The 12,446-nt window shown below is 57.3% G+C and carries 15 protein-coding genes; 3 read left to right on the plus strand and 12 right to left on the minus strand.

What is annotated here, in order from left to right; translation table 11 throughout:
* Window positions 1-34: 34 nt before the first annotated feature.
* The gene (locus tag Q0746_RS15335) at window positions 35-334 is read left to right on the plus strand and encodes a PAAR domain-containing protein (RefSeq protein WP_298261828.1); all 300 of its coding nucleotides are present in this window, start codon (window positions 35-37) and stop codon (window positions 332-334) included.
* A 246-nt stretch (window positions 335-580) separates the two neighbouring features.
* Here the strand turns inward: Q0746_RS15335 and Q0746_RS15340 are convergent, their stop codons facing one another.
* The 4 genes from Q0746_RS15340 to puuE all read right to left on the minus strand — a co-directional run bounded on the left by Q0746_RS15340 (window position 581) and on the right by puuE (window position 4,664).
* Window positions 581-1,900: a nucleobase:cation symporter-2 family protein gene (locus Q0746_RS15340; RefSeq protein WP_298261831.1), complete on the minus strand. Its 1,320-nt coding sequence runs from the start codon at window positions 1,898-1,900 to the stop codon at window positions 581-583.
* A 66-nt stretch (window positions 1,901-1,966) separates the two neighbouring features.
* Window positions 1,967-2,449: an ureidoglycolate lyase gene (locus Q0746_RS15345; protein WP_298261833.1), complete on the minus strand. Its 483-nt coding sequence runs from the start codon at window positions 2,447-2,449 to the stop codon at window positions 1,967-1,969.
* Window positions 2,443-3,258 (minus strand): bifunctional allantoicase/(S)-ureidoglycine aminohydrolase, encoded by an 816-nt coding sequence (locus tag Q0746_RS15350; RefSeq protein ID WP_298261835.1) that lies wholly within the window; start codon window positions 3,256-3,258, stop codon window positions 2,443-2,445. The genes Q0746_RS15345 and Q0746_RS15350 overlap by 7 nt, the downstream gene beginning before the upstream one ends.
* A complete protein-coding gene (gene puuE / locus Q0746_RS15355) occupies window positions 3,255-4,664 on the minus strand; it encodes an allantoinase PuuE (RefSeq protein ID WP_298261837.1) in 1,410 nt (469 codons plus the stop codon). The genes Q0746_RS15350 and puuE overlap by 4 nt, the downstream gene beginning before the upstream one ends.
* A 169-nt stretch (window positions 4,665-4,833) precedes the next feature.
* Here puuE and Q0746_RS15360 point away from each other — a divergent pair, with 169 nt between their 5' ends.
* Window positions 4,834-5,613, plus strand: a complete 780-nt coding sequence (locus Q0746_RS15360) for a DUF2189 domain-containing protein (protein ID WP_298261839.1) — start codon at window positions 4,834-4,836, stop codon at window positions 5,611-5,613.
* Here the strand turns inward: Q0746_RS15360 and Q0746_RS15365 are convergent.
* From Q0746_RS15365 to Q0746_RS15395, 7 genes are all read right to left on the minus strand, one after another.
* Window positions 5,600-6,211, minus strand: a complete 612-nt coding sequence (locus tag Q0746_RS15365) for a TetR/AcrR family transcriptional regulator (protein WP_298261841.1) — start codon at window positions 6,209-6,211, stop codon at window positions 5,600-5,602. The two genes, Q0746_RS15360 and Q0746_RS15365, sit on opposite strands and share 14 nt — an antisense overlap.
* Window positions 6,212-6,299: 88 nt before the next feature.
* Window positions 6,300-7,154 carry a metal ABC transporter permease gene (locus Q0746_RS15370; RefSeq protein WP_298261842.1) on the minus strand — a complete coding sequence of 285 codons (855 nt, stop codon included), beginning with the start codon at window positions 7,152-7,154 and terminating at the stop codon, window positions 6,300-6,302.
* Window positions 7,154-8,002: a metal ABC transporter permease gene (locus tag Q0746_RS15375; protein WP_298261844.1), complete on the minus strand. Its 849-nt coding sequence runs from the start codon at window positions 8,000-8,002 to the stop codon at window positions 7,154-7,156. The genes Q0746_RS15370 and Q0746_RS15375 overlap by 1 nt, the downstream gene beginning before the upstream one ends.
* Entirely contained in the window at window positions 7,999-8,883 is an 885-nt protein-coding gene (locus Q0746_RS15380) for a manganese/iron ABC transporter ATP-binding protein (RefSeq protein WP_298261846.1), read from the minus strand. Before Q0746_RS15380 ends, Q0746_RS15375 begins: the two co-directional genes overlap by 4 nt.
* Window positions 8,880-9,761, minus strand: a complete 882-nt coding sequence (locus Q0746_RS15385) for a metal ABC transporter substrate-binding protein (protein ID WP_298261848.1) — start codon at window positions 9,759-9,761, stop codon at window positions 8,880-8,882. Before Q0746_RS15385 ends, Q0746_RS15380 begins: the two co-directional genes overlap by 4 nt.
* A gap of 125 nt (window positions 9,762-9,886) precedes the next feature.
* Window positions 9,887-10,219 (minus strand): hypothetical protein, encoded by a 333-nt coding sequence (locus Q0746_RS15390; RefSeq protein ID WP_298261850.1) that lies wholly within the window; start codon window positions 10,217-10,219, stop codon window positions 9,887-9,889.
* A gap of 19 nt (window positions 10,220-10,238) precedes the next feature.
* The gene (locus Q0746_RS15395; protein WP_298261851.1) at window positions 10,239-10,787 is read right to left on the minus strand and encodes a DUF4329 domain-containing protein; all 549 of its coding nucleotides are present in this window, start codon (window positions 10,785-10,787) and stop codon (window positions 10,239-10,241) included.
* Window positions 10,788-10,882: 95 nt separating this feature from the next.
* On the opposite strand from Q0746_RS15395, the gene Q0746_RS15400 reads away from it, so the two are divergent.
* Window positions 10,883-11,569 carry a fumarylacetoacetate hydrolase family protein gene (locus Q0746_RS15400; RefSeq protein ID WP_298261853.1) on the plus strand — a complete coding sequence of 229 codons (687 nt, stop codon included), beginning with the start codon at window positions 10,883-10,885 and terminating at the stop codon, window positions 11,567-11,569.
* A gap of 94 nt (window positions 11,570-11,663) precedes the next feature.
* On the opposite strand, the gene Q0746_RS15405 is transcribed toward Q0746_RS15400, so the two are convergent.
* The gene (locus Q0746_RS15405; protein ID WP_298261855.1) at window positions 11,664-12,311 is read right to left on the minus strand and encodes a ZinT/AdcA family metal-binding protein; all 648 of its coding nucleotides are present in this window, start codon (window positions 12,309-12,311) and stop codon (window positions 11,664-11,666) included.
* Window positions 12,312-12,446: the final 135 nt, after the last annotated feature.

The following is a 12,446-nucleotide window of genomic DNA, read 5'->3' on the forward strand; positions in this document are numbered from 1 at the left end:
ATGTCATAACATCACGAAAAAAAGGAATATAGATTTGCCCAAGACCACTCGTTTAGGTGATATCGGCTCTGGCCATGCTTGTCATTTCCCGCCGACCGCCTCTATTGCTGCGTCTCCAGATGTAAGCGCTGATGGCATTCCGGTTTTGCGCCAAGGTGACGCTTACGCGCCACATGGATGTCCTACCTGTCCCGCACCATCCCACTCGCGGAACCTGTCTGGAGGATCGGGCAGCGTTTACATTAACGGAAAGCCAGCGGGTCGTGTGGGAGATGCAATCTCTTGCGGTGGTGCTGCAGAGGCAGGATCAGGCACCGTTTACATCGGAGATTGACGAGGGTGAGTTTCCACAAACGATCTCTTGTGTCATCCACCTCTTTTCCACCAATTTAGTTGAAAAGTCCAGTGTCACAAACATTTGATAATACTGATATTAGTTTTGTCATGTTTTTGTCCGCCTGTTGAATAGCAGACATTCATACAACGCGCAGCATTGGTCAAAATGGGCTCAAAGCAGTCATCTCTAAAAACCAAAACAGGCCCCATGTCACACACGGGACCTGCCATATTCCAAAACCTTCTAGTCCTCTTCAGGCAGGACCAAGTTCAGCACGATCGCGATGATCGCGGTTGGGGCCACGGCGGAGGTCATCAGCGTCTTCATAACGCCCGGCACGTATTGCACGGCTTCTGGTACCAAGTTCAGCCCAAGGCCTGCAGCCAGCGACACCGCGATGATGATCATGTTGCGGCGGTTCATGTTTACCTCGGTCAACATGTTCAAACCGGCTGATGCCACCATGCCGAACATCACGATCACGCCGCCACCCAGCACGGGCAGGGGCATGGAGGCGATGACCGCGCCCACCTTGGGGATAAGCCCACACAGGACCATGATGATACCCGCGACTGTCACCACATGGCGGCTCATCACGCCGGTCATGCCGACGATGCCCACGTTTTGGCTGAAGGATGTGTTTGGCAAGCCACCAAAGACCCCCGCCACGGCGGTGCCCAAACCGTCGGCATAAGTCGCGCCGGCGATCTCGCGGTCGGTGGCTTCGCGCCCTGCGCCCGCCTTGGTGGTGGCCGAGGCATCGCCCACGGTTTCAATCGCAGATACGATAGACACCAAGGTCACGGCGATGACGGCCCCCAGCGAGAACTCGAACCCGTAAGGCAGCGGCTTGATCGCGGTGATCCAAGAGGCTTTGCCCACGGCGCCGAAGTTGACCATGCCAAGGGCGAAGGCCACTGCGTAGCCCGCCAGCAGGCCGATCAGAATTGCCGCGTTGGACAGGAAGCCCTTGGTGAAAAACTTCACCAACAACGACACGATCACAACCGTCAAAGCCACGGACCAGTGCATCAGAGAGCCAAAGCTTTCCGCCTCCATTTGGAATTTCGCGGCACCACCAGCGGCATATTTTATCGCCACAGGAATAAGGTACAGGCCGATGGCGAGGATCACCAAACCGGTGACCAGCGGCGGGAACAACCAACGTAGCTTCTGAATCACCGACCCGAGTAGGAAGTGGATAGAGCCGCCGATGATGCAAGCCGTTAACGCGACCCCCAAACCTTGGGTCGCGGCAATGCCAGCCAGCACACCGACGAAGGCAAAGGATGTCCCTTGCATGATCGGCAGCCGAGCGCCCACCGGTCCCATGCCGACTGTCTGAAACAGGGTTGCGATCCCCGCAAACAGCATGGCCATCTGGATCAGATAGATTTGCTCGCCGGAGCCAAAAGCAAGACCGGCGGCCCCCGCCACAATGATCGAAGGTGTGACGTTCGAGGCAAACATTGCCAGCACATGTTGCAGCCCCAGCGGGACCGTTTGCCCCATCGGAGGTGTGGAATTCGGGTCCGAGTAGGCCCCTAGATTTGTATCAGTCATTCAGTGTCTCCCCGTTTAGAGTGTTGAATCCCGACCCATTTTTATGGTGCCGAGCGCAATGGCGCGTTAGCCGCGCTCTATCATGACTGGATGCTCCAGCCTGAATTCCTCTAGGTTGTTTCCGTCGCCTATGCGGTCAATGACAGTGAACAGGCCCGGCGCGCTGAGTGGCGTCAACACTCCATGCCATGTGCCTTTGTGAAAGTTTATAGCTTGCCCTGCGGCGCTTAAGAATGCGGTGATCTTCCCGGGCTTGCTGCCTAAATCCTGAGCAACGATGACCAGAAATGGATCGAAACTCATCGGGATGAAAGCCTGCGCCCCCAGCGGGTGCCGCTCCAGCAAGGTCAGCATGTAGGGAAGGGATCGGGGCGTCGCGTGAAACAAACTCAGACCTGCGCGGCCATCGCCGAAGTCCAACTGTGCGCGATCATGAAAACGACCGCATAGCCCTTCGTTGATCAGCATGTCCGGATCGCCACGACTTTCAATGACATCCCCGTAGGGGGCGAAGGCCTGCGCCGTTAAGGGCTGCGTGCGGATTACCATGGCAGCTTTGCGTGGCGGTTCACGTCCTTGTACAAAAGGTAGCGAAATGGGCCGTCCCCGGTTGCGCGGCAGGCCTGCGGGCAGAAAGCACGCAACCACATGAAGTCACCTGGGCCGACGCTGACCCAGTCTCGGTTCAATAAGTATTCAGCCGTACCTTCAATCACATATAGCCCATGCTCCATCACATGGGTTTCTTCAAAGGGGATTAAGCCACCGGGTTGGAAGGTCACTATGTTGACATGCATGTCATGGCGCAGGTCGGTGGGCTCGACAAATCGCGTGGTGGCCCATTTGCCATCTGTATCCGGCATGGAGATCGGGGCGTGGTCTTTGTCATTGGTGACGAAGGCTTCGGGACGGGGGATGCCATCCACCGGCTCGTAGCGTTTGCGCACCCAGTGAAATGTCGCTTTTGCAGCGCTGGTGTTGTGCAGCGTCCAACCTTCGCCCGCGGGCAAATAGGCGTATCCACCTTCGGTCAGCGTATGGGTGCCCATGCTGTTGCGGAGCACCAATGTGCCCTCGACCACAAAAAGCACGGCCTCGGCGTTTGTGTTATCCTCGGGGCGATCAGACCCGCCACCGGCAGAGACCTCCATGATATACTGCGAAAACGTCTCAGCGAACCCCGACAAGGGGCGCGCGATGATCCACGCCCTTGAGTTGGTCCAATGCGGAAGCGCGCTGGTCACGATATCGCGCATCACGCCGGCGGGCATGAATGCATAAGCCTCGGTGAAGATCGACGTGCCGGTCAATGTGTCGGACTGCGATGGAAGGCCAGCAGGAGGGAGGGCGTAGGTCATGGAAGCAAGTCCTTTAGGCGAAGTTGTGCGATGCGCTCTACTTGGCGGCAGGCCTCGTTGAACTCGACTTCGCTGTCGTTGAGAATGCGGCGTTGGAACGCCTCTAGGATGCTGGGTTTCGTATGGTCGCGAACAGCAATAATGAAAGGAAATCCGTGCTTTGTGGTGTATTCTTCATTCAAGTTGGTGAACGACTGGCGTTCCGCATCCGTCAGGGCATCAAGGCCCGCGCTTGATTGTTCACCGGTGCTTTCCGCGGTCAGGCGTTTGGCTGTCGCAAGCTTGCCTGCAAGATCTGGGTGCGCATCCAGCACTTCCAATCGTTCCGCAGTCGTCGCCGCTCGAAACACCCGTGCCATGGCATTCCAAAGCCCTTCGGCGCTGTTATGTGCGGGGCCCAACTCCAGCTCCCATGCGCGTTCGGCAACCCAAGGGGAATGCTCGAAAACACCACCATATGTTTCGGTGAAGATGCGCTTCTCCATCGATGCGGGGCGGGGATGCGGCGTGGCGGGGTGCTGCGCGATCCAGTGCTGCGCGATTTGCTGCCTATGCGCGAACCACACGTCGTCGTGGCTTTGCGCATAGGCGAGGAAGCGTTTCAACGCCTGTATGCGCCCAGGCCGTCCGGCCAAGCGACAGTGCAACCCGATGGACAACATCTTCGGAGCCCCATCACAGCCTTCCTCATAGAGCGCGTCAAAACTGTCACGCAAATAGGTTTCAAACTGGTCGCCTGAATTGAAACCCTGCGGCGTGGCAAAGCGCATATCATTGCAATCCAACGTGTAGGGCACCACCAGTTGGTCCCGATCTTCAAAGCGCAAATAATAGGGCAAGTCATCCGCGTAGCTGTCAGCCACATAGTCGAACCCCCCGTGCTCGGACGCCAAGCGTAGGGTATTCTCGGAGCTGCGCCCTGTGTACCACCCCTTTGGGGCCTCTCCCACGACTTCCCGATGCAATTTGATCGCGGCCTCCATATCGGCCCGCTCGTCCTCCGCAGAGAAGTCTTTGTAGTCAATCCATTTCAACCCGTGAGATGCGATTTCCCATCCCGCGTCTTTCATCGCCGCGACTTGCTCTGGTGCGCGCGCCAGCGCGGTGGCCACTCCGTAGACCGTGACAGGCAGATCTTTCAGCAACCGGTGCAACCGCCAGAAACCTGCACGAGCGCCATATTCATAGATGGATTCCATATTCGCATGGCGCTGCCCAGACCAAGGGCTGGCCCCGACGATTTCAGACAGGAAGGCCTCGGAGGCCGTGTCCCCATGCAAAATGCAGTTTTCACCACCTTCCTCATAGTTAACGACGATTTGCACAGCAATTTTGGCCCCATTTGGCCAATTGGCGTTCGGCGGGGTGGCCCCATGACCGCGCATATCGCGTGCATAACGTTTCATCGCTATCTCCCTGAATTCACTGCTACATCATTTAGTGGGTCGTGTGTTTCAAATTTAATTTGAAAGACTGTTCGTACGAAACCCCAATTTACCGTGTCACAGGGCCTGCCACCAGTAGGGGCAGAGCAGATTACCTTGCCCGACGTCGCAACCTATGGTGTCATTGGATATGTCAAACAGCACAGCCCCCACCGCATCACCTCGCCCTGAAATTGGAACCGTCACCCTGTGGGAGCTGTTCCGCGCCTTGCGCGAAGGGTGGCGGGATTTTCTTCGCGCACCGGTCTACGGGGTCTTCTTTTCGGCGTTCTATGTGCTGTGCGGGGCAGGGCTGACCTTTTGGGGGGCCGGAACATTCACGTGGACACTGGTGCTGGCCTTGGGGTTCCCGATCTTTGCACCGTTTGCTGCGGTTGGTCTCTATGAGGTGAGCCGTCGCTTGGAGGCGGAAGAGCCGCTGGGCTGGGGCTCCGTTCTGTCTGTCGTATGGGCCGAGCGGGGACGGCAATTGCCGTGGATCGGGGCGTTGTTGGTGATCATCGTGCTGTTCTGGAGCTTCTTTGCTCATATGTCGCTGGCCCTGTTTTTGGGCAATATGCAGCTGATCAACGTCACAACGTCATGGGAGGTCTTTCTATCGCCAAACGGCATGGCGCTCATCGCGTTTGAGGTTGCGGTCGGTGGGGCTGTGGCCCTTTTGACCTTTGCGATCACCGTGGTGTCGATGCCCCTGCTGTTGGACCGCGAGATCGACTTCATGACGGCCATGGCCATCTCCGTTCGCACAGTCCTGCGCAATCGCGCGGTTATGTTGCTGTGGGCAGGGATGATCGCGTTGTTGCTGCTGTTGGCTATGGTGCCGATGTTTCTAGGCCTGTTCTTGGCCTTGCCGGTTTTGGGCCACGCGACATGGCATATCTACCGTCGCGCGCTGTTTACTCCGATGTAGGGGGCGCGCAGACTTTGTAGAAGGCTTCGAGGGCACTATCCACATGCTCGTTAATCTGCTTGCGCGTGGGCTGGGGTAGAATTCCGGTGATCCGACGGGTTTGTAAGTCGCCAATCAACAGGTAGGAAAACCACACGGCGGCCTGCTCGTCGCTCGGAGGAGCGATCAGCCCGCCTTCACGCAGCGCAGTCATAAGGTTCACCAGCCTTGGGAAGACCTTCTCGCGCCCCCCGCGCGAAATGGCAGCTCCAAGCTTGCCGCTGGAATCTGCGGCTGCCGCACGGTTGATCGTCACAGATGTGTCGCCCAATACAACGGTCAGCAATGTGCGCCCAACGTCTCGCAAGGCCTCTTTTGGGGGAAGGTCGTCTGTGGCAACCTTATCCATACGCTTTTCAGTTTCGGCGGCAACGGATTTGACGACCTCCAGAAACAACCTTTGTTTGTCTCCATACCAGCGATACAGGGTCTCATTGGAGGCCTTGGCAGCCTTGGCGATGTTGAGCATCGAGGCGGCCTCATAGCCGCGTTTGCGTAGGAGTTCGAGAGCCGTGGCCTCGATTTCGGCGCGGCGCTGATCTTTTAACTTTTCGCGCATGGCTTTCCCCCCTTACGCCTTGTTGGCGTTATCGAGCATATCCTGAGCGTTAAGTAAAGGTTTCCAAGGGGTTGAGGGGGAGTGGACCTTACGTCAACTTCGACGTGGCCCTCCGCTGCAGAACCGTCGCGCGGATGAAAGCCGCGATGAAAGTTGCTGTCATGAGCAACACAATGGTCGGGGCAGGAGCGCTATCAAGGAAGAAGCTGGCATAGACGCCCAAAAAGGAGCATGCCGTCGCGATCCCCATCGACAGCCACAACATGACACCGAACCGCTTGGTCAAAAGGAACGCGATAGCACCGGGGGCCACAAGGAACGCAATGGCAAGGATGATACCCACCGCCTGAAGCGCTGCGACGACCGTAAGGGAAATAGCCGCCAATGTGCCGAAATGCAGCAAGCGCACGGGTAGCCCTTGGGCGCGGGCCTGTTGCTCATCGAAGGCCTGCAGCAGCAAGTCGCGCCAGAACACCGCTATCGCCCCCGTGACCAAGACCGCAATCCCCCCAGTGGCCCACATATCCGCAGGCCCGATCCCCAACATATTGCCAAACAAGATGTGATCGAGATGCACCTCACTCTCGATTTTGGTGTACATGACGACACCCAAGCCAAACATGCCAGAGAAGACCACCCCCATCACCGTGTCGCGTTTGACCCGTGAGTTCTCGTCTATCCAGCCGGTCAGGGCCGCACAGGCCATTCCCGCCCCGAATGCGCCAATGCCCAGCGGTATGCCAAGCACATAGGCCAGCACCACGCCGGGAAGCACAGCATGCGAAATCGCATCGCCCATCAGTGACCAGCCCTTAAGGACCAAGAAGCACGACAGCACCCCCGCAGGCACCGCAAGCAGCACAGAGATAATCATAGCGTTGGTCATGAAGGGAAGGACGAAGGGCAGACACCACTCTGCGTCACATTGGGTCAGCCACACCATTACGCGGCCTCCCGCGCGCGGGCACGGGCCGCCAACAACCCATGCTTCGGCGCAAATATGAACGCCACCAGAAACAACAGCGTTTGCAAGCAGACGATCACCCCACCCGTCGCGCCATCGAGAAAGTAGCTGACATAGGCCCCGACAAAGGACGTCAGGGTGCCGATGGCAACCGAGATCATCAAAAGGCTGGGGAAGCGGTCGGTCAAAAGATAGGCGGTCGCCCCGGGGGTGACGACCATCGCAATGACCAAGAAGGCGCCGACAGTCTGCATAGCGGCCACAGTGGAGGCCGACAGCAGGGTAAAGAAGATGATCTTCAAAATGTCGGGGCGCAACCCGATAGAGCGCGCGTGGCTTTCGTCAAAGAAGGTCACCATCAGGTCGCGCCACTTGGCCAGCAACACGATCAGCGAGACGCCTCCGATCAACGCGAGTTGCAAGATGTCAGCGGGGGAAATGGCCAACACATTGCCCATAATGATGGTCTGGATGTTCACCGGAACAGGAGAGAGCGATATCATGAACAACCCCAACCCGAAAAAGGAAGTGAAGATAAGCCCGATAATGGCGTCTTCCTTCAATCCGGTGCGTTGGTTCAAAAACAGCATCGACGCGCCCGCCAATCCGCCGGAAAAGAAGGCCCCCAATGCGAAAGGCAGCCCCAACATATAGGCCGCGGCTACCCCCGGTACGATACTATGACTAAGCGCGTCGCCAATCAGCGACCAGCCCTTGAGCATCAGATAGGACGACAAGAAGGCGCAAACAGCCCCGACCAAGGCCGACACCCACATGGCGTTCAACATATAGGTGTAGGTGAAGGGCTCCCAAAGGGTATCGATCATGAGGCATCTGCCTCTTCGTCTTCATCGTCATGGTGGTCGTAAATAACGAAGGGGCGCTCATCATCGGAAATAACCGTGAGGCGGCGTTTGTCTTCCTCGTCGTCATGTAGGTCGGCACCTTGCATCACGAAGTGGCGCAATACACCACCAAAGGCCAATTCAAGGTTCTTGCGGGTGAAGATGTCTTCTGTCGGCCCATGGGCCAGCACGGTGCCTTTGATCAAAATGGTGCGGTCGCAGAACTCAGGTACCGAGCCAAGATTATGGGTGGAGACCAGCATAACGCGCCCTTCGTCGCGCATCTCGCGCAACAAGGCGATGATTGCATCCTCGGTTTGGACGTCTACGCCGGTGAACGGCTCATCTAGCAAAACCACGCGGCTGTCTTGTGCCAATGCGCGTGCAAGAAACACCCGCTTCTTCTGGCCGCCGGATAGCTCGCCGATTTGGCGGTGGCGAAAGTCGAGCATATTCACCCGAGCCAGCGCCTTTTCAACCATCTTGTGATCTTCCGCGCGGGGGATGCGAAAGAAGCCCATATGGCCGTAGCGGCCCATCATCACCACATCTTCAACCAATACGGGAAAGGTCCAGTCGACTTCCTCGGCTTGGGGGACATAGGCGACGGTGTTGGCGCGCAGCGCATCCCCCACGGTGCCCCCCAAAATAGAGATGGCGCCAGAGGAGGTGGGCACAAACCCCATGATTGCCTTGAATAGCGTAGATTTGCCCGACCCGTTCACCCCCACAAGTGCGGCGATGGTGCCCTTTGGCAGGGCGAAACTTGCATCGCGCAGTGCCGTGTGCCCGTTGCGGTAGGTAACGGTGATGCCTTCGGCGCAAAGGCCTGCGGCGGCGTCAGGCTGGCTGCCAAAACTCACTTCTCAAGCCCGTTCGCGACAGTTTCCACAGTGACCCGCAAAAGGTCCAGATAGGTAGGGACCGGCCCGTCCGCTGTGCTGAGGCTATCGACGTAAAGCACACCTCCGTAAGCCGCCCCTGTTTCGCGCGAAATCTGCTCTGCCGGCGCTGCGGATACTGTGCTTTCGGAGAAGACCACCTTGATGTTGTTGTCGCGCACGGCATCGATCAGATCGCGAACTTGCTTCGGGGTGCCTTGGGCATCGGCATTGATGGGCCATAGGTAGAGTTCCTTAAGCCCCAGATCGCGGGCAAGGTAGGAGAACGCGCCCTCAGATGTCACCAACCAGCGCTTGTCCTCGGGTAAAGCGTTGATGCGGTCTTTCAATGGACCGAGTGCGGCAAGGATCTCGCCCTTATAGGCCTCTGCGTTGGCGCGGTAGGCTTCGGCATTTTCGCTGTCATGCTCGATGAAGGCGGCGGCAATGTTGTCGACATATATTAAAGCCGCATCGACGGACATCCACGCGTGGGGGTTGGGCTTTCCGGAGTAGGGGCCTTTGGCGATGCCCATGGGCTCTACCCCTGCTGAGACCACGGCAGAGGGCACATCAGATAGGTTGCGAAAGAACTGCTCGAACCACAGTTCCAGGTTCAACCCGTTCCAAAGAACCAGATCGGCGTTCCGAGCGCGCAGGATGTCACGCGGGGTGGGCTCGTAATTGTGGATCTCGGCACCGGGTTTGGTGATGCTTTCTACGATTGCGGTGTCCCCAGCAACCCGAGAGGCCATATCCGCGATCACGGTAAATGTTGTGACAGCTTTAAACTTATCTGCGGCGCTGGCGGGAAGCACGCTGAGGGCGATCGCGAACAAGGAGGGGATAATCTGGCGCATTGGTAATGGCTCCGGCCTTACTGGGAGGGGGTCCATTGCTATATGCGAGTCGTTTGCAAGAGAGTCAAGTTAGTTGCGAATTGTTCGCAATAGAGTGATCGCGGCAAAACGAGCCCGAAGAGGGGTCAAACCATAGCTTTTCCCGAGAAATCCTCGAAACGTTCGGTGGTCTCCGTCAACTTTGCCTCAAAGTGCTCTATCATGGGCATGGCGAACGGCTCTATGCCCTTGCTCCAAACCGGCCCATCGTAAAACAAATCCTTAATCCGGTCGCGCTCTGCCAAGGAAGAGAACGCCCGCATCCAATGAACCTTGTCGGGGTTTTCAAGGTCTCTCAAGGGGCCGAAGACCAGCATTCCGGCGTCTCGCAGCGCTGGGCGGTTGGTTTGCTCGAAGAACTGAATGAATTCCTCACGCAGGCCGCTCTTTAGGGTGTAGTGGCGTATTTCCAAGATCATGATGGCGCTTCATCACAACTCAATAGAGCTGCCGACGTTCCTTAAGTTGTCTCAGCGTATAGCTTTTCCGGATCAAGCCCCAATCCCCTTGCTGGAAATGCCGATCTTGCGGCAGGCATCTAACCCCGCAAATTTGATGGCTTTCGGCTTTATCGGGCAGATTTACCCAAAATCGACCACCCGGCGTGGCAATGTAGCCAATCAGGCCTTCGTCAATATCTGCAGCTAAGTCGGAGAAAGACGGAACCTCGCTATCGGCCTCATGATCATAGGCCCCATGGGTGTGATAGGACGCCAACGCCACGATATCTTGCCCGCGAAACTCATGTGGCAGGCAGCTATCAGCGCGGCCTTTGCGCGGGCGGGTCGCAACAATCGCCCCGTCTTTGTTGCGTCCCAAAAGCCCGCAGAACTCACGGCCAGTGCTAAAGCTACGACTTTGCAGTCCCGTAAGAACCTGTTGAGCCGCGGCCCGAAGACGCTTGTCTTCGCCAAGGCGCAAAGTGTCTGCGGCGGCTATGCCGTGCAATGTGAATAGCAAACTTGTGCAGAACAGAAGATGTTTCATGAAGAGAGGCTAGACCAGAGCATCGCCCGCTGTCCAATTAAACTGTGGGGCGCTAGGATGGCGACAAAGATTCCCCCAAGAGGCACAGACTTTCCATGAGCTATGTTATCCCTCCCGCAGCGCAAGCATCAGTCGCAGTCGACGGAACGTCCGACCGTTTTCCGGTCCGTCGTATCTTCTGTGTGGGGCGCAACTACGCAGAACACATCCGCGAAATGGGCAATGACGAACGGGACCCGCCATTCTACTTCACCAAACCGGCGGATGCGGTCGTCGAGACGGGCACTCAGATACCCTATCCTGTGGCGACCACGGACCTACATCATGAAGTGGAACTAGTGTTGGCAATTGGTGCCGGTGGGGCAAACATAGCCCCCGAGGCGGCGCTGGGCCACATTTGGGGCGCAGCGGTGGGCATCGACTTTACGCGAAGAGACTTGCAGGCGCAGGCCAAGGCCGCAGGCCGGCCATGGGACATGGCAAAAGGGTTTGACCGCTCCGCGCCTATCGGGGCGATTTTGCCATTGGAACAGGCCGGGCCTTTGAAAAACGGCGCAATCAGCATGTTGGTGAATGGCGAGACCCGACAGACCGGTGATTTGTCGCAAATGATCTGGCCGGTCGCAGAGTGTGTGGCGCATCTCTCGACATTGGTCACGCTGGCCCCGGGGGATTTGATCATGACCGGAACACCCGCCGGAGTGTCGGCCGTGGGGCGCGGTGACCTGTTGGAGGCGCGCATCGACGGACTGCCGGTGCTGACACTGCAAATCGCGGCATAAAGCGGCAACGACTGCATGAGGCGCCCAAAGTGATGCGGCCCCGTCATCCGCCGATCAAGGAACGCCCCCTTCGGGCAAGATGACGTCCCCTGTTTTAGTGCGCCTGCATTTGCGCCGAGATTTCCGCAGGGGTAAGCGAGGCGGGGAAATACGTGGGCCAATTGGTCAACTCCTTCAACAAAGCCGCGCGGTCATCGCCCCAATATAGGTGATAGTGGTCAGAAGGTTCTGGCGCGATCTTATGGTCACTAAACTGGAAGAAATCTGGTGCATCGGGATCTCCACCGACCTTTTGGAATACGAAGCGGACACCTCGCCGACCAGAATCGTAGGTCAAAACCTCAAAGCCGTCGTCTTCGTATTGGCCCTGAACCGATCCGCCTTTGCGGAAGAAGGTCGCCGTATCGCCTTGGAACAAGATGCGGTCCACATCGGTTGCATATCCTGTAGAGTAATAAGCTTTGTATTCGTCAAAGGTCTTCTGGCCGTGCTCTGCCTTGTGACGCATCACGTCATCCAAATTTCCATTTTGCAACAAAGGGTAGACAGACTGCCAGTCACCGGCCCAGTCGGACAAGGGGCGTGGCTGTATCTGGGCGTCGTCGAAGATGCCTTTGTAGATGTCGTCAGCGGTATGGCTATGGGTGTGGGTTGGCTTTTTGGTTTCTGCGGCAAGTGTCGAGGTCGTAGCTACTATACCCAAAAGGGCGAGGATGCTGATGAAGTTGGAGGGTGTAGACATTATAGAAGGGTCCAATCTTGGTGGGGGTAAAGGGAGTGATTCGATATGTTATACTATAACAAGTGAGGTGCTACCGCATCGCCCAACCACCAGCAACTTGAAATTCTACGATCTTGCCTTGAACTGGATTAGAAC

Origin of the sequence: uncultured Litoreibacter sp., assembly GCF_947487515.1 — a bacterium.
Lineage (GTDB): Bacteria > Pseudomonadota > Alphaproteobacteria > Rhodobacterales > Rhodobacteraceae > Litoreibacter.

Excerpts from the sequence above, each read along its gene's own strand:
- puuE (WP_298261837.1), bottom strand. The coding sequence starts at position 4,664 with ATGAAACGTTATGCACGCGATATGCGCGGTCATGGGGCCACCCCGCCG.
- Q0746_RS15395 (WP_298261851.1), bottom strand. The coding sequence starts at position 10,787 with ATGAAACATCTTCTGTTCTGCACAAGTTTGCTATTCACATTGCACGGC.
- Q0746_RS15345 (WP_298261833.1), bottom strand. The coding sequence starts at position 2,449 with ATGGTAATCCGCACGCAGCCCTTAACGGCGCAGGCCTTCGCCCCCTAC.
- Q0746_RS15405 (WP_298261855.1), bottom strand. The coding sequence starts at position 12,311 with ATGTCTACACCCTCCAACTTCATCAGCATCCTCGCCCTTTTGGGTATA.
- Q0746_RS15360 (WP_298261839.1), top strand. The coding sequence starts at position 4,834 with ATGTCAAACAGCACAGCCCCCACCGCATCACCTCGCCCTGAAATTGGA.
- Q0746_RS15375 (WP_298261844.1), bottom strand. The coding sequence starts at position 8,002 with ATGATCGATACCCTTTGGGAGCCCTTCACCTACACCTATATGTTGAAC.
- Q0746_RS15370 (WP_298261842.1), bottom strand. The coding sequence starts at position 7,154 with ATGGTGTGGCTGACCCAATGTGACGCAGAGTGGTGTCTGCCCTTCGTC.
- Q0746_RS15400 (WP_298261853.1), top strand. The coding sequence starts at position 10,883 with ATGAGCTATGTTATCCCTCCCGCAGCGCAAGCATCAGTCGCAGTCGAC.
- Q0746_RS15390 (WP_298261850.1), bottom strand. The coding sequence starts at position 10,219 with ATGATCTTGGAAATACGCCACTACACCCTAAAGAGCGGCCTGCGTGAG.
- Q0746_RS15365 (WP_298261841.1), bottom strand. The coding sequence starts at position 6,211 with ATGCGCGAAAAGTTAAAAGATCAGCGCCGCGCCGAAATCGAGGCCACG.
- Q0746_RS15385 (WP_298261848.1), bottom strand. The coding sequence starts at position 9,761 with ATGCGCCAGATTATCCCCTCCTTGTTCGCGATCGCCCTCAGCGTGCTT.
- Q0746_RS15340 (WP_298261831.1), bottom strand. The coding sequence starts at position 1,900 with ATGACTGATACAAATCTAGGGGCCTACTCGGACCCGAATTCCACACCT.
- Q0746_RS15350 (WP_298261835.1), bottom strand. The coding sequence starts at position 3,258 with ATGACCTACGCCCTCCCTCCTGCTGGCCTTCCATCGCAGTCCGACACA.